General features: G+C 40.2%; 21 protein-coding genes. 12 read left to right on the top strand and 9 right to left on the bottom strand.

What is annotated here, in order from left to right:
- The first annotated feature begins 31 nt into the window (after window positions 1–31).
- Window positions 32–1,246, top strand: a complete 1,215-nt coding sequence (locus tag Q4550_RS03270; RefSeq protein WP_303530325.1) for an NUDIX domain-containing protein — start codon at window positions 32–34, stop codon at window positions 1,244–1,246.
- A 67-nt stretch (window positions 1,247–1,313) separates the two neighbouring features.
- Here the strand turns inward: Q4550_RS03270 and chrA are convergent, their stop codons facing one another.
- Together chrA and Q4550_RS03260 are read right to left on the bottom strand one after the other, a co-directional pair.
- The gene (gene chrA / locus Q4550_RS03265) at window positions 1,314–2,501 is read right to left on the bottom strand and encodes a chromate efflux transporter (RefSeq protein ID WP_303530324.1); all 1,188 of its coding nucleotides are present in this window, start codon (window positions 2,499–2,501) and stop codon (window positions 1,314–1,316) included.
- Between the two features lie 12 nt (window positions 2,502–2,513).
- The gene (locus Q4550_RS03260) at window positions 2,514–2,822 is read right to left on the bottom strand and encodes a PadR family transcriptional regulator (RefSeq protein WP_303530323.1); all 309 of its coding nucleotides are present in this window, start codon (window positions 2,820–2,822) and stop codon (window positions 2,514–2,516) included.
- Between the two features lie 327 nt (window positions 2,823–3,149).
- Between Q4550_RS03260 and Q4550_RS03255 the strand changes: the two genes are divergently transcribed.
- The 4 genes from Q4550_RS03255 (at window position 3,150) to Q4550_RS03240 (ending at window position 8,655) form a co-directional block, all read left to right on the top strand.
- Entirely contained in the window at window positions 3,150–4,622 is a 1,473-nt protein-coding gene (locus Q4550_RS03255; protein ID WP_303530322.1) for an MDR family MFS transporter, read from the top strand.
- Window positions 4,623–5,057: 435 nt separating this feature from the next.
- The gene (gene ltaS, locus Q4550_RS03250) at window positions 5,058–7,016 is read left to right on the top strand and encodes a lipoteichoic acid synthase (protein ID WP_303530320.1); all 1,959 of its coding nucleotides are present in this window, start codon (window positions 5,058–5,060) and stop codon (window positions 7,014–7,016) included.
- 213 nt (window positions 7,017–7,229) lie between these two features.
- Window positions 7,230–8,051: an MBL fold metallo-hydrolase gene (locus tag Q4550_RS03245; RefSeq protein WP_303530318.1), complete on the top strand. Its 822-nt coding sequence runs from the start codon at window positions 7,230–7,232 to the stop codon at window positions 8,049–8,051.
- Between the two features lie 238 nt (window positions 8,052–8,289).
- Complete coding sequence (locus tag Q4550_RS03240) at window positions 8,290–8,655, top strand: cupin domain-containing protein (RefSeq protein WP_303530316.1); 366 nt, start codon at window positions 8,290–8,292, stop codon at window positions 8,653–8,655.
- Between the two features lie 63 nt (window positions 8,656–8,718).
- Here the strand turns inward: Q4550_RS03240 and Q4550_RS03235 are convergent, their stop codons facing one another.
- Complete coding sequence (locus tag Q4550_RS03235) at window positions 8,719–8,919, bottom strand: cold-shock protein (RefSeq protein WP_098442444.1); 201 nt, start codon at window positions 8,917–8,919, stop codon at window positions 8,719–8,721.
- 478 nt (window positions 8,920–9,397) lie between these two features.
- Here Q4550_RS03235 and Q4550_RS03230 point away from each other — a divergent pair, with 478 nt between their 5' ends.
- From Q4550_RS03230 to dhaM, 5 genes are all read left to right on the top strand, one after another.
- Entirely contained in the window at window positions 9,398–10,210 is an 813-nt protein-coding gene (locus tag Q4550_RS03230; RefSeq protein WP_303530312.1) for an STAS domain-containing protein, read from the top strand.
- Between the two features lie 322 nt (window positions 10,211–10,532).
- On the top strand, window positions 10,533–11,168 hold the full coding sequence (locus Q4550_RS03225; protein WP_303530311.1) for a YczE/YyaS/YitT family protein: 636 nt from the start codon (window positions 10,533–10,535) through the stop codon (window positions 11,166–11,168).
- Between the two features lie 127 nt (window positions 11,169–11,295).
- A complete protein-coding gene (gene dhaK, locus Q4550_RS03220; RefSeq protein ID WP_303530310.1) occupies window positions 11,296–12,294 on the top strand; it encodes a dihydroxyacetone kinase subunit DhaK in 999 nt (332 codons plus the stop codon).
- Between the two features lie 12 nt (window positions 12,295–12,306).
- Window positions 12,307–12,927, top strand: coding sequence for a dihydroxyacetone kinase subunit DhaL (gene dhaL, locus Q4550_RS03215; protein WP_303530309.1), 621 nt, complete (start codon window positions 12,307–12,309; stop codon window positions 12,925–12,927).
- On the top strand, window positions 12,927–13,313 hold the full coding sequence (gene dhaM, locus Q4550_RS03210) for a dihydroxyacetone kinase phosphoryl donor subunit DhaM (protein ID WP_303530308.1): 387 nt from the start codon (window positions 12,927–12,929) through the stop codon (window positions 13,311–13,313). Before dhaL ends, dhaM begins: the two co-directional genes overlap by 1 nt.
- 55 nt (window positions 13,314–13,368) lie before the next feature.
- Here the strand turns inward: dhaM and Q4550_RS03205 are convergent, their stop codons facing one another.
- From Q4550_RS03205 to Q4550_RS03185, 5 genes are all read right to left on the bottom strand, one after another.
- Window positions 13,369–16,536, bottom strand: a complete 3,168-nt coding sequence (locus Q4550_RS03205; RefSeq protein ID WP_303530307.1) for a bifunctional cytochrome P450/NADPH--P450 reductase — start codon at window positions 16,534–16,536, stop codon at window positions 13,369–13,371.
- Window positions 16,537–16,609: 73 nt separating this feature from the next.
- On the bottom strand, window positions 16,610–17,182 hold the full coding sequence (locus tag Q4550_RS03200) for a TetR/AcrR family transcriptional regulator (RefSeq protein ID WP_483298550.1): 573 nt from the start codon (window positions 17,180–17,182) through the stop codon (window positions 16,610–16,612).
- 307 nt (window positions 17,183–17,489) lie between these two features.
- Window positions 17,490–17,969 carry a site-2 protease family protein gene (locus Q4550_RS03195; RefSeq protein WP_303530305.1) on the bottom strand — a complete coding sequence of 160 codons (480 nt, stop codon included), beginning with the start codon at window positions 17,967–17,969 and terminating at the stop codon, window positions 17,490–17,492.
- Between the two features lie 221 nt (window positions 17,970–18,190).
- Entirely contained in the window at window positions 18,191–19,291 is a 1,101-nt protein-coding gene (locus Q4550_RS03190; protein ID WP_303530304.1) for a M24 family metallopeptidase, read from the bottom strand.
- 43 nt (window positions 19,292–19,334) lie between these two features.
- Window positions 19,335–20,729, bottom strand: a complete 1,395-nt coding sequence (locus tag Q4550_RS03185; protein ID WP_194220421.1) for a sodium:solute symporter family protein — start codon at window positions 20,727–20,729, stop codon at window positions 19,335–19,337.
- Between the two features lie 545 nt (window positions 20,730–21,274).
- Between Q4550_RS03185 and Q4550_RS03180 the strand changes: the two genes are divergently transcribed.
- Entirely contained in the window at window positions 21,275–22,684 is a 1,410-nt protein-coding gene (locus tag Q4550_RS03180; protein ID WP_303530301.1) for an MBL fold metallo-hydrolase, read from the top strand.
- Window positions 22,685–22,724: 40 nt separating this feature from the next.
- Here Q4550_RS03180 and Q4550_RS03175 read toward each other — a convergent pair whose 3' ends face one another.
- Entirely contained in the window at window positions 22,725–23,888 is a 1,164-nt protein-coding gene (locus Q4550_RS03175) for an MFS transporter (protein WP_303530299.1), read from the bottom strand.
- Between the two features lie 289 nt (window positions 23,889–24,177).
- On the opposite strand from Q4550_RS03175, the gene Q4550_RS03170 reads away from it, so the two are divergent.
- Window positions 24,178–24,780 carry a TetR/AcrR family transcriptional regulator gene (locus tag Q4550_RS03170; protein WP_303530297.1) on the top strand — a complete coding sequence of 201 codons (603 nt, stop codon included), beginning with the start codon at window positions 24,178–24,180 and terminating at the stop codon, window positions 24,778–24,780.
- The last annotated feature ends 84 nt before the right edge of the window (window positions 24,781–24,864 follow it).

The raw sequence follows: 24,864 nt of genomic DNA, 5'->3' as shown, positions 1-24,864 counted from the left end.
GTTAAAGCAGTCGGATTAAGGGGGAACATTAGTGTTAAGAAAAAGAGCGGGAGTTATTCTTATCGAGAATAATCAGATCGCGTTAATAGAGCGAAAGCGAAATGGGAAAGTATATTATGTGATTCCAGGTGGCGGGATTGAGACTAACGAAACGCCTGAACAAGCTGCAAGAAGAGAAGCTGTTGAAGAGCTTGGGGTGGAGGTGCAGCTGTCAGAGCTATACTGTACCCTTCAGGATAGAGAAGATTATTACTATAAAGCTAGTATCATTCAGGGTGGTTTTGGAAGCGGAACAGGCGATGAATTTACGACGGGTGCTCATCATCGTGGAACGTATAAGGCTGTTTGGGTATCGTTAGATAAATTAAAGACTTTGAATGTATATCCGGAAGAACTGGTCCAATCTCTTGAGATCAATAAGGGTGAGACGGAGCAACTTGAGAAAAACAGGAGGGAAGGAAACCATTTACGATGGGTAGGAAGTGAGAAAGCATATCTAGACGAGCCATCGTGTTCTCAGGTTGGGTGCGTTCATGTAGGGCGATTTGGTGGAAGTTCATCAGCTGGACAAACGAAGAACGAAGATGGATGTCTTGTTTGGAGTGGCGGTGATTGGGAATTAGCCATGGTTTTAGATGCGCATAAAACCGCCAGTAGTGCAGTGCTTATTCTAGATGAGTTTGAGCGAAACCGTTCGATTATCTCAAGCATTATAGGCAAAGAAACGAGAGAAGCGATGAGTGAATTGCAGCCAGCAGTCTTAGCGCTTTTCCAAGATGAAGATTTTAAACAAAAATGCAGGGAAGTAGAAGGAGAAACGGCATGTTTACTCGTTGTTAGAAAAGGCAAGTATTTATGGTGGTTCTCAGTTGGTGATTGTTTGTTGTTTCTGATGCATGCAGATTTAGTGGGGCTTGGGGAAGCGGTTCAAAACCATCGCAGTTTCTATGAGTGGGTTGGTGAGGTGAACACTTTTGATACAATCGTTCCATGCTTTAGCACAGGAACAAAGGAGCTGAGAAAAGGTATAAATCGTATCTTTTTAACAACGGATGGACTACTTGAATGTCCGGAATCGAATTTTCATCAACCGGTGGAAGTGACCGATCGATTGAAGAGCGATTTGATTAAGGAGGATATCCATAGGTTATTACAGGAAATAAAGAAAAAGAATGTAAGAGATAGTACGACGATTTTAGCGTGGGACGTTACCATAGTTGAAGATGGTTTGATGCCAAGTGATTAATAAAGGCTATCATGGAAGTAACGATGGTTAATGAAAGAAGACGTCGCTATTGCGACGTCTTCTTTCATTAACTTATAAGCTGAATCACATAACCACCGAAAACTCCGATTAAAACTATCATCCATGCTGGGAGTTTCCAAATTGAAAGAAGTGCGAATAAAATCGCTGCAAGGGCAAAGTCTTCTCCTTTTATTATGGCACTTTTGAAAACGGGATCATAAAAGGCAGCCAATAGTATTCCAACAACGCTCGCGTTAACGCCGATTAATATTTTTTGAAAAGCAGCGCGTTTTCGTAACTCGTTTAGAAAAGGGAGTGCTGCCGTGATCAAAAGGAAAGACGGTAAGAAAATCGCCACTGTGACGACAATAGCACCTGTAAACCCTTCTAACATCGTACCTAGATAGCTAGCGAACGTAAATAGTGGACCTGGAACAGCCTGGGCCATTCCATAACCAGCTAGAAATTGATCAGCTAAGAGGAGTCCCTGGGGAACAATTTGGCGTTCGATCATCGGAAGCACAACATGGCCACCTCCGAATACAAGTGCTCCAACTCGAAAGAACATATCAAATAAATGAAGCAGGGCGTTATCAGTAAACTGGTTGAGTATAGGCAAAGCGATTAATAGCGTTACTAAAAGGACAAAAGCACATGCACCAACTTTTTTTGATAAAGAAACAGGAAACGGTTTTACGTTAGTTTCTGTCTTATCATTGAAAAGACGTAACCCAAGCAGTCCAGCGCCTCCGATAATAAGTAGTTGCATCCATGCTGAGGGATAGAGGAGCATAATAAGTGCTGCCGCTAATGCAATCGCGATTCTCGTTCGGTCAGGTGTGAGTTTCTTTCCTAGGCCAATGATGGCATGTAGAACGACAGCAGCCGCGACAATTTTTAAACTATGAATAAATGTCCCATCTCCGAGTGAGAAGGTCTGATAAAGCATGGCGAAAGTGACAAGAATAAGGATAGATGGCATCGTGAAGCCAAACCAGGATAGAAAGCCACCGAGCATACCTCCGCGCATCATTCCAATTGCTATTCCTACCTGACTACTAGCAGGTCCTGGCAAAAATTGACAAAGAGCTAGAATGTCAGCGTACATTTTATCATCAAGCCATTTTTTTCGATCGACATATTCATCTTTAAAATAGGCAAGGTGAGCAACTGGTCCTCCAAATGAAGTAAGACCAAGTCGCGATGATACAAGAAGTATTTCAATAAATGTTTTGAAGCTATGTTTACCAGGCATGTTGGTCCTCCGTTAGTCTTTAATTTCTTTAAATAGCTCATAGGCTTTTGCTTGAGCTTCTGCTAAGACTAGTTCACCTTTATCAGTCGTGCGATAGTATTTTCGAATTTTCCCATTTACGTTGCTTTCAGCTTTGGTCAGCAGTTCGTCCTTCTCCATACTGTGAAGGATCGGATATAAGGTCCCTGAGCTCATTTCATAGCCATGTTCACGCAGTTCTTCAAGCATCCACGTTCCATATATCGGTTCTTCCTTTGCATGATGGAGAATATGGATTTGAATGAAGCCTAGAAAAAGCTTTCGTAGAATTTTATTATTCAAAAGCAGCCACCTCTCTGATATCTAAAGTCGATATCGAATTACGATATTGATATCGGTATTATTGTATAGTGGAGTAGAAAGTTAAACAAGCACTTGCCGATCTTATTTACAAACCTTTAATATTTCGTTTTGATGAGAGTAGGAGTGATGGCGCAGTAAGGTGATGCAATGAATCCTAACCTTAAAGGAAAAAATAAGCTAATTTCTTTTATTACTTCTTCAGGTATAGTAAGATATGGACTGTTGTTTAGAAGACATTTGAACGGTAAATCCTAATAGAAATACAGCTTTTAGTACGCAACCGTCATAGAAAAAGGAGGGGAATAGATGGAGGAAAAACAAACATACGAATTTTTGGCTGACGATCCGAATTTCAACGTCAAACCAGTCATGATCTCTCTTATTATTGGAGCGTTTTTTGCCATCTTAAATGAAACACTTTTGAATATCGCATTAACCACTTTAATGGAGAAATTTAGTGTAACGCCTGCCACTGTTCAATGGATGGCTACTGGATTCTTGCTAGTGATGGGGATATTAACTCCGATCTCGGCTCTTCTTCTTCAGTCGTTTACAACGAGACAGATGTTTATCGGTACGATGACCGTATTTACAATAGGAACGCTCGTATGTGCGATCGCACCAACTTTCGGAGTTCTCTTAAGCGGACGACTTTTACAAGCAGTTGGTACTGGATTATTAATTCCAATTATTTTTAACACCTTTCTTCTTATATTCCCGCCAGAACGACGCGGTACTGTAATGGGGACAGTTGGGCTTGTTATTATGTTTGCTCCTGCAATTGGGCCAACTCTTTCAGGCATTATCGTCGATCAGCTCGGCTGGCGTTATCTCTTTATTACGGTTATTCCTTTTGCGTTATTTTCAATCGCATTTGGCTATAAATTCCTGAAGAATGTTGGAGAAGTAACAAAGCCAAAAGTAGATGTGCTTTCCATCCTTTTATCTACTATTGGATTTGGGGGAATTGTTCTAGCGTTTAGCTTTGCCGGAGAGGGAGAGGTTGGCTATTTAGCACCACAAGTCTTTTATCCTCTCGTTATTGGAGTTATCTCCCTCGTTATTTTTGTGATCAGGCAGCTGAAATTAGAAGAGCCGATGCTGGATGTGCGGGTTTTTAAATATCCGATGTTCACTGTAGCCGTATTATTGTTTATCATCATCATTATGGCCATGTTCTCATCTGAAATTATCCTTCCGATGTACATGCAAGGGCCGCTAGCATTATCTCCTCAAACAGCAGGGTTAATTCTTCTTCCCGGCGCACTGTTAAATGGGTTAATGTCACCGGTTATGGGGAAATTGTTTGATAAGTTTGGTCCAAGAAAACTCATCATTCCAGCAGCTTTTGTTTTGGTAGGAGTCATGTTTACATTTAGTAAAGTAGGGATCAATACATCGATTGCGTTAATCGTTGTAACATACATGTTATTAATGCTATCCATTTCAGCGATCATGATGCCAGCTCAAACGAATGGATTAAACGGTCTTCCGAAAAAACTTTATCCGCATGGCACAGCCATTATGAACACGCTCCAACCTGTTTCAGGAGCGATCGGTGTTTCTGTTTTCATTAGTATCATGACAACACGACAACAGACATATCTTAATAATGCTTCAAATCCAGCAAACGCACAGACGATTAGCGAATCTCTCGTATCAGGAGTTGAGCTTGTCTACCTTGTAGCATTTGGGTTTGCTATAGTTGGTTTTCTTGTGTCACTCTTTATTCGAAAAGCACTACCTGAAGATCAAACAGGTCGAGCTGTGAATGAATAAGAAAAAGCGTCTCTTTAATGGGACGCTTTTTTATTTGTCACAACTCTGTAACGAAATATCCTACTTTATGCTTTTTCGAGAAAAAGTTAAATGTAATATAATTGAAAAGATGTTGGTGAAAAAAATGGGAATAAGAAAGAGAGGGAAATTAATGGAGATATCTTTCATTTAAATTCCAAATAATGTATGTATTTTCCCTTATTTTCTCTAATCTTTAACAGTAGGGTTACGATTCGCAAGATAACTTTACTAATGTGTTAAAAGAACGTTTTCATAGAAAGACAATGATTTATGCTCTCCTGTAGTGGAAGTTGACATTAAATTTTCTAGGGAGTATTATACTCAAGTATTAGGATTTAAAAAGAATTTACAAATTTACAATTAAAATAGATAAAAAAGTTATTTGTATCACATATAAGGAGGTCTTCAACTGACATGCGAAATAAACTAAGCAGTCAGATTAATAAGCCATGGACATTGTTCTTTGGCGTGATTCTATTATTCTGGTTAAAAATGTACACTGTCTATCAGACTGAATTTGATCTTGGAATTCAAAATGGTATGCAATCGTTCCTATTAGTCTTAAACCCAATTAGTTCATTACTTCTATTCTTTGGATTTGCGCTGTTCTTTAAAGGACGTAAACGAGCATGGGCGATCCTCATTATTGATTTTGTACTTTCATTTATTCTTTATGCAAACGTTGTGTACTACCGATTCTTTAATGACTTTATTACACTACCGACTGTGATGCATACAAACGATGCAGGTGAATTAAAAGATAGTGCTTTTGCTTTAATGCAGTTCTCAGATGCTTTCTATTTTATTGATACATTGATTATCCTTAGCTTGATTTTGTTTAAAGTTATCAAACCACAAGTAGCAATGAAGAAGAAAAAAATCGCGCTTGTATTCGCGTCAGCAGCTGTGTTTTTTACAGTGAACCTTGGGCTTGCTGAAGCCGATCGTCCTGAACTTCTAACGCGTGCTTTTGACCGCACGTACATTGTAAAGTACCTTGGACAATTTAATTATCAAATATTTGACGTCGTTACGACTGTTAAATCAAGCTCTCAGAGTGCTTTCGCAAGTAGCGATGATTTAACAGATGTAAGAAACTTCGTAGAGGCAAACCGTACAGAACCAAACCCTGAGTATTTCGGTAAGGCTGAAGGGATGAATGTGATTTACATTTCATTAGAATCACTTCAAAACTTCGTGATCGGGAAAGAAATTGATGGTCAAGAAGTTACACCATTCTTAAATAGTCTTATTGAAGATCAGAATACGTTCTATTTTGATAATTTCTTCCACCAGGTTGGGCAGGGAAAAACGTCTGATGCAGAATTTATGATGGCGAATTCTCTTTATCCATTACCAAGTGGATCTGTAGCTATGGAAAAAGCGCGTAACACTTACCAGGCACAGCCTGCGATTCTTGAACAAAAAGGCTACTCAACAGCTTCCCTACACGGTAATGGGAAAACATTCTGGAACCGTGATGAAATGTATAAGTCATTTGGTATTCAGAAATTCTTTGATTCAAGTTATTACGATATGAATGAAGAAGATGTTCATAACTATGGTCTTAAAGATAAGCCGTTCTTTGAACAATCCATTCCATATCTTGAAAGTCTAGAACAACCGTTTGAAGCGAAAATGCTTACTTTATCAAACCACTTTCCGTTTACAATGGACGAAGGTGATGTGGATTTCCCAACACCTGAAACAAATGACTCAGTCGTAAATGGCTATTTCCAAACAGCAAAATATATGGATGAGTCGATTGAACAATTCTTTAATGATCTGAAAGAATCAGGTCTGTACGATAATACAATGATCGTCATGTATGGTGACCATTATGGTATTTCTAATAACCATAATACGGCAATGTCAGAAGTAATGGGAGAAGAGGTTGGCGCATATGAAAATGCTCAATTACAGCGAGTCCCTCTTTTCATTACGGCCCCTGGTGTAGAAGGAAAGCAAGTACATGAATATGGTGGTCATATGGACGTTCGTGATACCGTTCTTCACCTATTAGGTGTTGAAACAGATGATTTCATCTCATTTGGATCTGATCTTCTGTCAGAAGATCACCGTGAGATTGTACCTTTCCGAAATGGCGATTTTGTAACACCAGAAGTAACATCTGTCAACGAGAAGTGCTATGCGAATCCTACAGGAGAAAAAGTAGACGCAGAGGCATGTGAGCAGGCAGGACAGTTTGTCGAAGAGTCACTGGAACTATCAGACAAAGTCGTCTATGGTGACCTACTTCGTTTCTATGAACCTGAAGGCTTCACTCCTGTTGATCGTAACGATTACAACTATACTGTGGATCAAATGGAACCAGTACAAGAAGATCCAGCTCAAGAAAAAGAACAGAAATAATCGCAAAGCAACCTGCCTAATGTGGCGGGTTGCTTTTTTATATGCAAGATTAGTGCATGCTGGTGAATCACAATTTTGGCTTATTCAAGTTAAACATAGCCTATCTCCATCTAAAGTTGTAGATGAAAATAAGTAAATAGCTAGAGTTTTTGTTTCTTTAAGTAGGTTATCATTTCCATATAGATATCAATCTTTGGAAAGAGGGAGATAGGAATGAAGCGACCGATCTGTATCACTTGTGGGACGCAATATGAGCTGATGGAAAAGAATCCAGATACATGCCTCATATGTAAAGAAGAAAGGCAATACGTTAACCCTGAAGGGCAAGAGTGGACAACGCTGGAGGAAATGCAAGCAGCTCAATTCCAAAACCAGATCATTGAGGAAGAAAAAGGACTACATAGTGTGACGACAGCACCTACCTTTGGGATTGGACAAACAGCTTACCACATTCAGAGTAAAGATTTTAATCTGCTTTGGGATTGCATTTCTTACATTGATTCGGATACTATCCAAAAGATCAATGATATTGGTGGCTTAGATGCAATTGCTCTTTCGCATCCCCATTATTACTCTGCGCAAGTCGAATGGGCTGAAGCCTTTAACGTTCCCATTTACATTCATGAAGATGACTCTGAGTGGGTGATGAGAGAGTCTGAAATGATTCGTTTTTGGAGTGGGGAGGAATTAAAGCTAACGTCTAATTTAACAATTTATCGCCTTGGCGGCCATTTCCAAGGAGGAGCAGTTCTTCATGTACCAGAAGGTAATGAAGGAAGGGGCTTGCTATTAACAGGTGACATTATACAAGTTGTAGCTGATCAGGAGTGGGTAAGCTTTATGTATAGCTATCCAAATCTAATCCCATTGCCTGCATCAAAGGTGGAAGAGATGGCGCGAAAGGTGAATTTGCTAAAATATGATCGACTATACAATGCGTTTCATCGTAGTGTGAAATTCAATGCTGATCAATCTGTTCAGCTATCCGCGACTCGATATATAAAAGCGATTGAAGGTAAACTGTTTCATACGTGAAGAGAAACCCTCCTTATAAAGGAGGGTTTCTTTTGTGAAAACAAATTAGCAGGGAAATCCCATTATAAATCGAATACGGTTAGAAGAATGACTGATTGAGGAGGGAAATGAGTAATCTAAGAAGGTTTCGAAATAGGAATAAGTGGAAATGAAACATTACTATGGTAATATAGAACAATCCTTCAAAGCTACTGTAGAGAAAATGAAGGTGCTAGGTCTATATGAGGAGGTAGCGCATATGAAAATTTATCATTTTGGGAAATCGGCAGGAAAAGAAATAACGAAGTTCGGATCAAACTTCATTATGTCCCGAATTTCACAAACAGATGGAAGTGTACATATTGGAGTTATGTATTTAGACAAAGAAGGCATAATAGGGTTCCATCAAGCTGTGACGCCTCAATTATTGTTAATTATCAAAGGGGAAGGTATTGTGAGAGGAGAGGAGGATGAGTTAATAAAAGTACGAGAAGGAGATGCTGTTTTTTGGAATAAAGATGAATGGCATGAGACCACATCAGAGAACGGATTGACTGCCATTGCGATTGAAGGAGAAGTGGATCCAGAGTTATTTATGAAGGAGAAGGAGCAACCGGAAGCGTAAGGAAGAACAACAAAAAGATAATAAAAAAGCTCTTCCACCGGGGAAGAGCTTTTTCTATATGATTTACGCTTTAACTACGTTAGTAGCTTGTGGTCCGCGGTTACCTTGCTCAGTGTCGAAAGTAACTGTTTGACCTTCTTCAAGAGTTTTGAAACCTTCGCCTTGAATAGCTGAGAAATGTACGAATACGTCGTCTCCGCCTTCAACTTCGATGAAGCCAAAACCTTTTTCTGCGTTAAACCATTTTACTGTACCTTTGTTCATGTGTGTATCCTCCAAGTGCATTTTGCACAAATATTACTATTACTGCTCTACATAATCATTTGAGATGTAAGTACTTCCTAAAGTAGCCTGCTCTTTAATAATCAGTACCGAACAACAATAATTAACCTTAGTATAACACGTCTCCCAAAAAAAGCAAACCTCTTCTGAAAAATCGTTCTTTTTAACTTCCATACAAAGGTTCGTATCAATAAGTTTGAATACTTGTAGGTATTGAAAAACAGTGATCAAACAGGGGTTTAGTGTCGTTCTAGCATTGAAGATTTGATGGAAATCCCCATTTGAAAATTATTTGTGTGAAGCAATTAATTGTCACGGGTTTTAAAAGAAACTCCAATCAACTGTGAATATTGATCGTACCCTTAAATATTAATGAAGATGGAATGAAGTTTTTAATGTAAAATGAAATAGGTTCATCTATTATAAAGAAGAGATTCGATTTATTATCGGAGGTTAAAATATGCCAGTTCAAGAATCGATCATTGAACAGGAAGTTCAAATGATTGGGAAGCAGCTAGAAGCAAGAAAGTTAGATATTGCCAAAGGCTTACTTAAGCCAGGAGCTGATAACGCAGAAGCATTGCAATTACATACTGAGCTTGTTCAGCTTTGCGCTGATGCGATTCTAAGTGGTTTAGAAACAACAATGCCGCGTTTAACAAAGTGGGGAAGAGAAACAGGGGAGCTTGCCGTTCAATACGGCTCTGAGTTAGATCAGTCACTAAAAAATACTTCAGAAGTTCGACAGGCTATTTGGGCGGTGGTTGAACTTGTTACGATCGAAGCGAATCATACTGTCCAAAGTGTTTTTAGAGTAGGGAAAATCATAGATAGCTTGATTGATCATGCTGTTTATGCCTATAGCACAGCATACGTGGCATCATTTAAGAGTACGCTTAGCCATGCACAGGAAGTTTTTCTTGAGCTTTCTGTACCGGTTGTTCCGATTCTTGATGGTGTTGCAGTATTACCAATTGTTGGCGATATTGATACACATCGTGCGAGTCTTCTGATGGAAACAGCTCTAAGAGAATCAACGGAAAAACGATTAACGCATTTATTTATTGATCTTTCTGGCGTAACCATCGTGGATACAATGGTCGCAAATAACATCTTTAACATTATTTATTCACTTGAACTTCTAGGAGTCAAGGGGATTTTAGCAGGTATAAGACCAGAAGTCGCTCAAACAATGATCCATCTCGGAATCGATTTTTCTTCTATCCAAACTCACAGTACGTTAAAACAGGCTCTAGCCAAGCATATTTTTTAAGAATAGATGAGCAAGATCATACTAAAATAATCCATAATGTAATGCTGTCCAATACGGGCAGTATTTTTTTGTAACTAACGAAAAAATTGGAATGTTTTTTAAAAGTAAAAGCGATTGACGTTGAAGTCAATCGCTAATAAAATGGTCTCGAAAAATCTTAGTAAGATCCTCTCTTCCAAAAAGTATGAACATGTCGTCTCAAAGGACAGGCGGTATGCAACGCCTGATTGGATTAGCCAGTCAGAAGAGGGAATTAAGATGCTTTCTCTAAGCGTCATGCTATCAGATTTTCTTTATTTTTAGTGGAAGGGAGGAGGTCGTAATGGTTTATCGAATTACGGTTTATCTTCTAGGTATGTTTATTAACTTCTTTGGTGTTGCACTAGTTATTCATGCAACGCTTGGCGCAGGATTTTGGACTTCGTTCTTTATAGGTCTTTCCGATTTAGCTGGGTTAACTGTTGGTTTCTGGTATGGTTTATTTCAAATACTGGTTATATTCCTAAATGGGAATTTAATGAAACAAAAGCCAGAGTATGGAGCGATCCTACCAATTATTTTAGAAAGTTTTATTTTGGATTTCTGGTTAGAGATTGTATTTTCATCCGTTCAGTTAGCATCAGCACCGCTGATGGCAAAAATAGCGATTCTTATTGCAGGGATGGGAGCGATTGGGCTAGGAGTGGCCATCTATATATTGCCACAGTTTCCACGTGCACCGTTTGATCAGCTATTTCTCGTTATTAGCTCTAGATTTAATCTTAGCTTACAAATGGGACAGACAATTGTCGCCGTTGTTATGGCTTCGCTTGCTCTAATGATCGGAGGTCCTGTCGGCGTTGGGACCATTGCACTTGTATTTTTGCTTGGCCCAATCATTCAGTTCTGGTATGAAAGAGCTTATCCGCTGTATTACGTGCTATACCCAGCGCAAGCACCACATGAAGAATATTTATAAAATCATATGTTAAAGGCGCTTTTGTGAAAAACAGAAGCGTCTTTTTTATAGATAGAGGCCTTTCCTTTTATTTCGACTTTTGCGAAATCTAAAACACGGGTATAACCATTCTGGGAGGGATAAACTGATGAAGAAAATAATTAATCAACCAGATGACGTTGTAAGCCAAATGCTAGACGGAATGGTGAAAGCACATCCCGAATCTTATCAAAGACTGGAAGGTACAACTGTCCTCGTCAGAAAAAATCTTTCGGATAACAAAGTAGGTATTGTTAGCGGTGGAGGAAGTGGACATGAACCTGCACATGCGGGATTCGTTGGAGAAGGTATGCTTGATGCAGCTGTTAGTGGAGAAGTGTTTACGTCCCCTACACCAGATCAGATGTTAGAAGCGATTAAGGCGGTTGATCAGGGGGCTGGAGTTCTCCTTATTACAAAGAATTACACTGGTGATGTTATGAACTTTGAAATGGCAGCCGAGATGGCGGAGGACGAAGGCATAAATGTCGAACAGGTGATTGTTAATGATGACGTTGCGGTAGAGGATAGTACTCATACGACAGGTCGAAGAGGCGTAGCAGGAACTATTTTCGTTCATAAGATTGCAGGGGCAGCTGCACAAGAAGGTAAAACACTGAAAGAAGTGAAAGCGCTTGCTGATGAAGTGATTCAAAACGTCAGATCAATGGGGGCAGCGCTTCATCCGGCCCAGGTTCCGGGCTCAGGAAATCCAGGATTTGATATTAAAGAAAATGAAATGGAGCTTGGGATTGGTATTCATGGTGAGCCTGGGATGGAAACGATCGGACTGGTTTCGGCAGATGAATTGGCAGAGCGTCTTGTAGAAGAAGTACTACCCGAACTACAACTAAAACAAGGCGATGAAACAGCGGTCATTGTGAACGGAATGGGAGCAACTCCTTTAATGGAGCTGTACATTCTAAATAATCGTATTCATGATCTCTTAAAGGAAAAAGGCATTAAATCGGAATTGACGTTAGTTGGCAACTATATGACTGCCCTTGAAATGGCAGGTGCTTCTTTAACAGTTCTAAAATTAACGAATGAACTAAAGAAATACGTGACAAATCCATGTCAGACGATTGCATGGACGATAAACGACTAAGGAGGATCATGTATGTTTACAGCAGAGATGGCTAGACAATGGATCAAAGAGTCTGCTAAAAAGATAGAATCGAATAAAGAAAAGCTAACTGATCTTGACCAGGTGCTTGGAGATGGAGATCATGGGCTTAACATGACAAGAGGCTTTAAGGCGGCTGTCGAACAGCTGAATGAAGAGACGGATGAACCAGGGAAAGTACTGAAGGCTGTTGGAACGAGTCTGTTGTCTAAGATAGGCGGTGCTTCAGGACCGCTTTACGGGACTCTTTTCATGAAAGCTGGAAATCAGTTAGAAGGAACAGAAGTGCAGCTTAGCGACCTTTCTTCAAGTCTTCGAGTTGGCGTGGATGGAATGAAGAAACGAGGTAAGGCTGAGCGTGAAGAGAAGACGATGATCGACTTACTTGAACCTGTCATTGAGTTAATGGAAGAGAAGGGAAATGAACTTACACCTACTCATTTGATCGAAAAGGCGAAGGCGGCGCTTGAGCATGTAAAAGAGTATGAAGCCAAGAAAGGCAGAGCGGCTTACTACAAAGAAAAATCAAAAGGTAAACAGGATGCGGGGGCGCAGTCTTCTTATTATCTCATAGAATCCCTTGCGACAGTTCTAGATAAGGACGGTGAAGCTTAATGGTCAGTCTTGTCCTGGTATCACATAGTCCTGATATTTCAAAGGGATTGAAAAAGATGCTTGATGAAGCACAGCCTGAAGTTACTGTGCTCGATGCTGGAGGAACAGATGATGGTGAAATGGGAACGAGTGCTATTAAGATTCAAACCTCTATTGAAAAGGCTGATCATGGGGATGGCGTTGTTATTCTCGTGGATTTCGGAAGCTCAGTCATGAATGCAGAGATGGCGGTCGAGTTAATAGAAGATGCTCATTCCGTCAAGATTGCAGATGCGCCATTGATCGAGGGCGCCTATAGTGCGGTTATGGAAGCTGGATTTGGCAAGTCACTAGATGAAGTGGTGCAATCAGCAGTTCATGCAAAAGATATGAAGAAAGTGCAGTGAAATGAGAAGTTGAAAAAAACAGCGCATCCGCCTGGATGCGCTGTTTTTCTGTATTTTAAGCGCCAGCCCATACGTCTTTCGCATATCGGCCGTCTCGCTCAAGTTCCTCTAGCCATTGAATTGCTTCTTGCTCAGTTGTTTCATACATCGATTGATAGCTTGCGATCATCGTTTGCTCAACTTCAGGAGCCATGTGGCTACCGTCGCCGCAAACGTACAAGCGTCCACCATCTTTTAGAAGTGGGATAACATCTGTAGCGTTATCGGATACAAGGTGTTGAACATACGTTTTTTCTTTTCCAGGGCAACGAGAGAAAGCAGTGTGAAGGGTAACAAGTCCATCTTTTTCAGCTTGCTCTAGCTCTTCCTGGTATAAGTAATCATGTTCAGGATTACGACAGCCGAAGTAGAGGTGAGCAGCACCAAGCTTGACGCCCTGCTTGCTTAATTCGCGACGTGCTTGAATGAACCCTCTAAATGGCGCAATGCCAGTTCCAGGTCCAATTAAGACCATTGGCGTTTCTGGATCTTCTGGAAGCTGGAAGTTGGACTGTGGCGTGTTAATGAAGCAGGCCACTTTGTCACCAAATTCACACGTTGCCAGGTAGTTAGAGGCAACACCTTTGTACTCTCCTTTACCATTCCATGCAGTGTCTCGAACGACACTAACAGTCATGCTCGCTTCTCGCTCTTTGTAAAGCGGAGAACTAGAAATGGAGTAGTAGCGAGCTTTCAATGGTGGAAGCAGTGCAATGAATCGCTCAAATGGAATCTCACAAGCCATGTACTCCTCAACGAGTTCAAGCATCGTAACGCGTTTCTCAAGAACTTCTTTTTTATATGTGTCATCTTCAAGTAATTGCTCGAGCTCCACAACATGCGGTGGGCAAACTGTATGTGCAGCGAGCGCACGTATTTGAGAACGGGTTGCTGGTTCTTGAAGCTCTACATAAGAAGAAAGAAGTTCCTGGAGTTTCACTGGTTTGTCAGTAGGAAGATGCGCTGCTTTACCAGAATCTCCAGTCAGTAGAACGTGATCATGACCATTTAAAGAGAAGCGCTCGAGGACGCGATTAACCATGTTATCACTGTTTTGTGGAAGGATACCAACATGATCACCTTCCTGGTATGAAGCGCCATCAGGAAGCATCAGTTCAATGTGACGCGTGCTTCTACCGCTCTCTGTATGCTGTAATTCTACATTTCGATTAATAATAGCAGTGAAAGCATGATGTGTTCTAGCGAGAGGCGTATCACTTACGCCACTCACGAAGCTCATAGAGATCGCGCTGTTTTCTGCATTATTTTCATTTAATTCTATATTCATCGCTTCTGCGAGATTTGGCCAAAGCGTTGCTTCCCATTTCTCATAATCGCCTTCAAAGTCATCACTTGCATCACCAAATCCAGTTTCAGCCATTCGCTTTGCACCTTTTTGAGATAATTGCTCGTCGATGAAAGAAGGGATACGTTGATAAGTGTTTGCCCAGTTACGGTCACCGCAACCAAATACAGCATATTGCACACCATTTACTGCTCCATCTTCCATCTCATCGAGCCACTGTACAAATTCATCCGCATTGTCTGGAGGATTTCCGTTATAGGAAGCAGACACAATCAGAACAGCCCCTTCCTGTGGAAGTTCATTCACATAATCGTTCAGTGGTCCAACTTGAGAGCTAAAGCCTTGTTGTCGACCAGTCTCAGCAAGGTCACGTGCAATACCTTCAGCTGATCCGAGGTTTGAACCATATAAGACAAGAAGAGGAGTGCCGTGCGCATTTTCAACGGGTGTTGGCGCAGTTTTCTTATCTTTTTGAACAGGCTCAGAAGCTTGAGTTACAAAAGAAATCGATTCTTTTCGTGGTTTCACCTTCATTTTCATGCCGTCAGGTTTTAATGTTAATGTTTCTTTCACATCTAGCTGATAATTCGCATGATCAATCAGTTCGAAATTCTGGATGATCATACCAAGCAAAAGCGTAGATTCGTGAAGAGAGAACTGTTGTCCGATACAAGCACGCTGTCCATTACCAAATGGTTTAAAAGCATGGGCCGGGATAGAAGATGGGTCTTCAAAACGCTCTGGAATAAATGATTCGACATCTTCACCCCAGATGGATTTATCACGGTGAAGTTCTGGTAAGAGAAGGGTAAAATCATCCCCTTTTTTCACATCATATTCACCGTTTAACGTGGTGTCTTCTTTCGCATAAAGAGTAAACGCGGGAGCCGTTGGCCATAACCGAAGCGTTTCATTTAAAATCATTCGGACATATTTAAGCTGTTTCACTTGCTTATAGTCAGGAATGCCATCTCCAACAACGCGATCGACTTCTTCCTGTGCTTTGGCTAGTTTGTCAGGATTGTTCATTAAATAGTAAAGGGTAAATGAAAGCAGACCGCTGGTAGTTTCGTGCCCGGCTATTAAAAAGGTAATAATTTGGAAACGAATGTTTTTATCATCAAGAGGTTCACCTGTCTCTGGGTCTTTTCCTTTTAACATATGAGATAGAAGATCATCTTCACCCTGATCACCGTTTTTCTTACGATCGGCGATTAAGTCATCGACAAGATTGAACATATAGTCAATGTCTTCTCGAAATTGCTTTTTAGATCTTACCATTAGCTTATCTTGAACGCCGAGACGTTGTGATTGATTCATTGCTTCATCTAGCGCACGAACCATAGCATCGACAAACTCATGATTATTCTCTCTGTAGAAGCTATTAAAACGAAAGTCGAATCCACAAAGACCAATAGTATCAAGCGTTAAGCGAGTCATGTCTTCAGATACATCGACTTCTTCATCTGGATTTAATCGTGCCCATTTTTGAATAAGCTGTGTAGCAATATCAACCATTTTGTTATGGTAGCCTTTCATGGCCTGTTGGCTAAAGCTTGGTAGAAGAATATTATGGGCTTTTTTCCAATTTGGTTCTTCCGTTTCGCTTGTAAATAGACCATCTCCACCGAAAGCACGAACTTTTTGGAGGGCGGGTCCTACTTTTTTGTCAAACCGCTTCTCATCGGTAATTTCAGCGACAAGATCTGCGCTGGACACGAATGTACTTGTGCGGCCAGGAAATTGAAATTGGTAGATTGGACCAAATTCTTTTGCTAGTCTCATAAACGATTGAATAGGTTTTTCTTTATCAATAAGAGGAATGCTTCCTAAAGGTCCATATGTTCGGGGTTGTGGGAACGATTTCTTAGTAGTCATGTTTAAATCACCTCATCTGTTAATTAGCGGAATGAACGTTCATTCATTTCGCTTTATGAAGAGCAAATGCTCTTCACGAATGTGATCTTACGGAATCCCATAAGCTATTCTCAATACCTGAAAGAAGCTCTAGGTCGGGATGAAGTTCACCTGCTCTTACAAGATTCTGAAGTTCTAGAAAAGCTCCATAAAGGATGGCGATTAAGGCTTCAGAAGGCAGGTTTCGAATTACTGATTGTTGTTTACCAATATCAAAGAAGCTTCTTAATAGATTAAGCAGCTGTGTGAAATCTTCCTGACTTTGACTGTCTAGAAAGTGTGCGGCACTATGCTTTTTAATAAAATAGAGCGCATGTTCATTTTGATTTGTAAACAAAATCATGGCTTTAAATATATGATGAAACTGATCACGAACGGACTGATGATAAGGAAATTGATCCTCAATCGTCTTTGTAAATGTTCGAACATAATCTTGAAAAAGGGTGTTAACGAGCACCTCTTTATTCTCAAAATAACGGTAGATCGTGCCAGCACCCACATTAGCTGAGGTGGCAATCATTGGCACGGTAGTCGCATCAAAACCTCGCTCGGCAAATAAAGCAAGAGCGCTTGTCATAATGTTTTCCCGTTTATTTTGGGTCGTCACAAGCATCCCCCTTTCTTACACAACATACGGAATGAACATTCATTCCCTTTCTATTTTAAACCTATTGGAAAAGCTTAACAATAAAGCAGAGGACCTAAAAAGATTGAAGATCTTGTTAACTAAAGGGTCTTAAAACCCATGAATATGCAAATGATTGGAAAAATAATCTTTTGAAATCATGATGTGATATTTAAAGAGGATTATCTTTCCTTTAATGCCCCTCATCATAGAAGGAAGGTTCTCAAGTCAAAGAAATAGCCACTCTTCGGACGAAAAGTAGCTATTTCTATGAAAGTTATGTCATCGATCAATCGATTGGATCTTCTGCTTTTCCGTAGCGAAGTACATCAATAATAGCCATGCCGTCGCTTGGTTTACCAGAATCATTTCGATAAGGCATGAGAGAGAAGAAGATAAAGTAGATGGAGAAGTAAGTGAATTGATAGAAGAATAGGTCTACTGGAAGGACTTCCGCATAAATCAATGCGTTCATAATAAGAACGACAATGATGTTAAATAAACTACCTGCCGCATAGATGGCAACGTGTGCCCATGTCTTGTTGTAAGTGAGATCCTCGTACTGACACCATCCTTCCATAAAGTACTTCTTTTTAACTTCTAGAGGTCCGATATTAAAAATGGTCTTGCCAGTGCCGATACAGAATTTAATTTTTCCTCCGAAAATCCTTGCAACAAGAACGTGACCAGCTTCATGTAGTAGAGTAATGATCGGTAATATGATGAAAAAGTTCACGAAGAACATTGGGATATCGCTTAAGGTAAACATTTAAAACCTCCAAAGTAGTATTGTGGTGAGTTATGACCAAATATAAAGTGCTGTAAGAAGAGCGTTCCCGTATCTGATGTGTTTGTAACACGATTAGAAGATGTTCTATTTATCAAAAAGTTTAGCTTACGTAAATGATGGAGGTTAGAAAACAATCATATGTACGAGAAGGAATTCATCATATAAAAAGGAACGCCCTATGAAAGGCGTTCCTTGGGAGCTTATTCAATAATTTGAAGTTCTTTCGGATACTTTGTTAATGTTTCATACCCTGTTTTCGTAACAAGAACATCATCTTCAATTCGAACTCCGCCTACTTCAGGTACATAGATGCCTGGTTCGATCGTATATGTCATTCCTTCAACTAGAAGAGAGTCGTTGTTTTCACTCATAGATGGATATTCATGAACTTCAATTCCAATTCCATGACCGATGCGATGAGGGAACTGGTCTCCATATCCAGCGTCTGCAATGATTCGTCTCGCCGTTTTATCAAGATCCCCAAGTCTTGTTCCAGGTTGAGAGATATTGAGCGTTTCAAGCTGCGCGTTCAATACGACATCATAAATTTCTTTTTGCTTTTCATTCACTTCTTTGTAAGCAACTGTTCGCGTAATGTCTGAACAATAACCATCTAGCACCACACCAAGGTCGAATAAAACAAGGTCGCCTCTTTTTAGCTTACGATCGCCAGGGTTACCGTGTGGCTGTCCTGCTTTTTCACCGAAAAGCACCATTGTTGAAAAGGACATTTCACGAATTCCTTTTTTCTTAAGTTCGTACTCAATCGTTGCAAGAACTTCCATCTCAGTACAACCTTCTTGGAGCGCTTTAACTCCCGTCTCAACTCCGAAGTCTGCTAGTTCAGCAGCTCTTCTTAGGATCTCTAATTCTTGCTCATCTTTAATCAAACGTAGTTCGTGAAGTTTCTCTTCAGCACTTGTAAATGAAACAGATGGATAACGTTTCATAATTTGTTCAGCGCGTCCATAAGAGAGGGTCTCTTTCTCTATAGCTACCTGATTCGCTTCTTTAATACCACGACTCTTCAAGGCATTATGGATAAATTCCCATGGATCATCGGCATCTCCATGTCCGATAATCTCATGTTTCCATCCTGCATCTCTTGCTTGAGATACTTCCATTCCCGGACAAACTAGAAATGGCTCTGCATCCGGGAAAATAAATAAACCTAATAGTCGTTCATGTGGTTCACATTCAAAGTTGGAAAGATAGAATACATTGGAAGAAGAATGAACAAACGCAAAGGTTTGTCCAGTTTCTTCTAGCCAATTCGAAAAGTTCTCTAAACGATGATTCATTTTTTCTCACAACCTGTTCTTTAAAATTTATATGACTACTGATTTATACAGACTTTGTTTTATTTGTTGTTAATAATGTAACGACAATTAATACGATAACAGCTACTGGAACAGCGAAAAGAACACTATTTAGTTCAAATGGTTTTGCAAGTGGGATTTCCCAAACAAGCGTTGTCACCACACCGGCGATCATAGAGGATACACCGCCATAAAGGTTAACTCGTTTCCAGAAGAAGACAGCTAATACGGCAGGAGTAATACCAGCTCCGTAAACGGTATAAGCATACATTTGAACAGATAATACTGTAGGGAAGAAGCTAATAATGACATAAGCAAGAACCCCGAGGATGACGATGAACCATTTGGTCATGACTAACAACTGTTTATCAGTCGCATCCTTTTTTAAATATTTTCCGTACAGATCATACGTGACGTTTGTAGCGGCAGAAAGAAGGTAAGAGTTACCTGTAGTGATGATAAATGCTGTTGCTGCTGTTAATAAAATTCCCCCGACAAACGTTGGCATCACGACAGTTGTTGCCATCAGTGCCATCCCTGGATCGATATCAGGGAAGATAGAACGTGCTGCAAAAGCGATTAAACTAATTGTTGGAGAAATCAGAAGCATCGCCACAAGCCAACCAATTTGAGCTTTTTTCGATGAACGATCTCCACTTGATGAAGCCAACCGTTGGTACATGTTCTGGTCAGCCAATAATAGAAAGAGAGAAGGTAATAAATAACCTAATAATTGAATGTTCGATAACTGACCGCTAAATGTTAAGTGTTCTTTTGGTACATTCGCCAGGATGCTGTCCCAACCACCAGCAATAATAAATATGGTTGGTAACGTGATTCCTAGCCCTACAACCATCAAAATGGCACTTACAGCATCAGTAGGAGCTACCGAGCGTAATCCACCAATCGTTGCTAGGAAGATGATAAGAGCGGCACCGATAATAGTACCTGTTTCAACTGAAATACCTGTTGTCAGATTCAGAATGAAACCAAACCCTTTCATTTGATAGGAAACAATTCCTACATAGGCAAGAATAATGATAATGCCTGCCAGCGTCCTCGCGAATGAACCGTATTTTTCTTCAAGAATAGAAGAAACTGTATATTTCCCAAATGCTCGGATTCTTGGAGCAATGATATAAAGAATCAAGATACCTACTATCGTTGGAATGGCCATAAGAAACGCAGGAATAATGCCATAGCTGTAGGCCATGGATGTTTCGCCACCTGAGATGCTTCCACTACCTGTCCAAGTTGCTAGCAGTGTACCCGTTAATACTAGAGCACCAAGTCCTTTACCAGCGAGAATAAAATCCTCACTATTTGACACTTTTTTAGAGAAATAAATTCCAAGTCCCACCATGAGAATGCCATAAGCAATAACAAACCATAGAAGGTTAGGATTGTGTGTAATTTCCATTACGTAAACGTCACTTCCTTGTCTTAGTTGTGTTTTTTCTTAGGTGCGCACCGTTAAATATGCTATCACAACAAATTGTGTAATAAAAAAAGCGGGAAATAATCTATGTGGAATACTTTGGGAATATAACGGATGAGAATCTAAATACACACTACTTTATTCGCGTATTATTGGTTATTATTTGTATTTAGTAGAAAATAATTCAATTAAAATAGTTATATAGTACTGAATCGAAAAACTTTGTAGATTAAATAAAAGCGCTATTATTTGGATTTTTACTATAATTTAAACAATTTAAAGATCGATAAACATGTGAATTGAAGTAAACACTAGAAAATGGCGTTCTGTTAAGAGCTATTTATTGTGTTCAAGATTGAAAATAATAAAGAGCACTCTCTTTTTCTTTAGAAGGGGAAAATGATGTTTTAGAGAACTAGTTATTCAGGGTATAAAGCAAGAAGGTTGATGAAAAGTTTAAAAAAGTTTATGATGAAATCAAATACCCTGTGGGGTAATTAATAATACGTTTTCGGGAGGATTAAATCATGTATTTACGTACTTTCTTTGATGAGAAATTGGCACAGTATTCTTATATGATCGGTTGTCAACGAACTGGTGAAGCGCTTGTGATTGACCCTGCGCGTGACGTGACACCGTATTTAGAAACAGCGAAAAAAGAAGGGTTTCATCTTGTGGCCGCAGCTGAAACGCATATACACGCCGATTTTGTATCAGGCGCGAGACAATTAGCTGAAAAGCATGATGTGAAATTATATTTATCAGATGAAGGAGATCAAGACTGGAAATACGGTTATCTAGAAGGATTAAATGTCGAACTAGTAACGGACGGTTCAATTATTAGCGTTGGTAATGTAGAACTTCGCGTGATGCATACCCCAGGCCATACCCCGGAAAGTATTTCGTTCGAACTCACTGATCGCGGTGGTGGCTCAGAAGTACCAATGGGCATTTTCACAGGAGACTTTGTCTTTGTTGGGGATATTGGTCGTCCGGATTTGCTTGAAAAAGCCGCAGGTGCTGTAGGCACAGCGGAAACTGGAGCGAAGGCGATGTTCCAATCACTTCAAAAATTTAAAGAGCTACCAGAATATCTAACGGTTTGGCCAGGACACGGTGCAGGTAGTGCTTGTGGGAAATCTCTTGGTGCTGTGCCGCAATCAACAGTGGGCTATGAGCTCCGAAATAATTGGGCTTTGAAAGAAGAGAACGAAGGGGAATTCGTTAAAGAACTATTAAATGAACAGCCAGAAGCCCCAACATACTTTGCCGTTATGAAAAAGGTCAATAAAGAAGGACCTAACGTGTTATCAGGGGAAGAACTCGAGAAGATTATGAATGTTGACGAGTTCCGTGCGCTTGCACGGAAGGACAACACAACAATCGTTGATACACGTCCTGCACAGGATTTTGCAGAAGGACATATTGATGGAGCGATTAATCTTCCATTTAATAAAGCCTTTACGAATTGGTCAGGCTGGGTTCTAGATTATGATCACGATCTTCTGCTCATTGCAGACGATGAGCAGAAAGACGAGATTGTGAAGGCCTTCCATTCGATTGGGATCGACCATATACGTGGCTATGCAAGTCCAGAACTTCTTTCCCAGTGGGATGATCTAGAGGGATATTCCTTTATCTCAACGGAACAATTGAATGATGTATATGACAAAGAAGATGTTTATGTTGTAGATATTCGAAAAGAAAATGAATGGAACGCAGGCCATATTCCTGGAGCTAATCATCACATGCTTGGCTATTTAGAAGAACAGGCGAATGACATTCCAGAAGATAAAACAATCGTCGTTCACTGTCAGTCTGGTACTCGTTCAGCAATCGGAACAAGTTTACTACAATCACTCGGTTTCAAGGACATTTTAAACTATAGCGGTGGATTTGCTGCGTGGGAAAAAGATGGAGATAAAATCGAAAAATAATCAAAAAAAAGCGTAAAGCAGACACTGCTTTACGCTTTTTTTATGCACTCATTTCAGTATCTAACGTAGCCGGCTTAGGCTTCATTAGCATTAATCCGATTCCTCCAGCACTCAGGACAGCTGCAACGAGGAACGGTGCGTGAGCTGATACTCCTTGACCAATCAAACCGGAAAGAACAGGAGCAATGGCCGCACCGAGCCAGCGGAGGAAATTGTATCCTCCTGACGTAATGCTTCTTTCATATGGAGAAACCTCCATAACGTAGCTTGTAAATAACGCATTATTTAGTCCGGAAGCAAGACCTGAGACGATCACGACAGTAATCAGAAGAGGTGTTGATGGAACAACAAATAGTAAGGCTAGTAAGGTAGCAAAAATCAATAAGCTATACGGAAGAATCTTCTTAGGTAGAAACTTCTTCTCAAGCTGGTGACTTAATATGGCTGATCCATAAGCGAGCATTAATCCCCAGCCAAAGAAGACAAATCCAATTTGAATCGCATTAAGTCCGATAATCAGTGGCGTATAAGCCAGAACTACGAAAAATCCATAGTAATAAAGCATTGCTGCAAGAGCGGAAGTTAGGAATGGCTTGTATGAGAAAAGTCCTTTTAACTCACTCATTCCAACAGGCTTGCGTTTTTGTTTGCCATTTGGTTCAAACACAAAGAATAGAACAAGGCAGAATGCAGTTAGAATTAAGATGGACGTTGCAAAGAAAGGGAATCTCCATGAATAACCACCAAGAACACCACCTACAAGTGGTCCGCCCGCCATTCCAAGTCCAATAGCTGCTTCATAGTAGCCAACGGCTTTTTGTGGGTCTTTAGATAAAGCGATTAAAAGCGTCATAGCTGTCGCGAAGAACATAGAATTACCAAATCCCCAACCTGCTCTAAAAATAGATAGGCTAGCGATTCCATTTGAAAGAGCGCAAAGCAGTGCAAAGACCGTAACGATAAATAAACCAAATACCATCATGCGCTTATCACCAAATCGACTTGCAAAAATACCGGCTGGAATCATCATAACCGCCATTGTCAAAATGTAAGCAGTAAACAGCATTTCAACCTGCCAGTGGTTCGCTCCAATTTGCTCTGCGATCGTTGGAAGAATCGGATCGACAATCCCAATACCCATAAACGCAAGGAAGGTTGCGGCGATCGTTATCCATCTTGCTTTCGTGAATTTCTTTTCATTCATTAAACTTAACCTCCTATTACGAATCGTTCATAACAAGAACAACGGTTGTTATCTATCTCACCTTAAGGTGGGGGCAACTTCCCCTAAAGGTCAGATTGGTTCATCTAACCATCAGAGGGGAAGAAGAAAAAACCCCCTCTGATGGAAGTTTCACTTTATACAACAAGTGTCGTAAAATAGTGTAACAGAGTGATGAAAATGAGCAATAATCAAGTTATTGAGTTATGTAGTCTAAACAACACATGTGATATAAACGTTGATAAAAAGTTAATTTTGAAGGAGATTTTTCATGAGAGAGAAAGAGGATCCACGGGTAACACGAACAAAAAAGCTTTTGCAGAATGCATTTATTCACCTGATGTCAGTAAAAGAATACGAGAAAATCACTATTGCAGATATTACAACAGAAGCAACGGTTAACCGAGCTACCTTTTATTTGCATTACCAGGATAAAGAAGAATTACTGTTGCAAACGGTTGATGAAATGCTGAGTCAGCTGTTTGGTGAAGCACTAACCATTCCACCTGGCAATTTGCCGATTGATGAATTGCAGCGATATATTGCAGAGCACATCTTTTCGAGCATTGCCGAATACGATAAGTTTTTCCACGTGATGTTAATCAAGAAAGGGATGCCAAATTTTCTGGATCATATGCGCAGCTTCTTTTTTGATTTCTACGATAACCGCATTGCAAAGGGGAGGTTCGAACCTTTGCCATTACCAAGTGAGGTGATCGCAAGCTATATCGCTTCTGCGTATACAGGAATGATTTCCTGGTGGCTAGAAAATGAGATGCCATACACACCGGAAGAAATGGCTGAGCAAATGATTCAGTTGAATCAAAAGGGGCCGACTGGGATTTTGAAGATGCATGTGAGGAAGCGAGAGTAGGAGTACCTTCCTGAGCAAATTAAACATCATGGTAAAGCTAGTCTCCTTTTCCAATTGGAAAAGGAGACTAGCTTTTTTAGTGTT

Source organism: Anaerobacillus sp. 1_MG-2023, assembly GCF_030547345.1.
Taxonomy (GTDB): Bacteria; Bacillota; Bacilli; order Bacillales; family Guptibacillaceae; genus Guptibacillus; species Guptibacillus hwajinpoensis_B.
The sequence above is the reverse complement of the archived record's forward strand: the minus strand, read 5'-3'. Positions and strand labels throughout refer to the sequence as shown.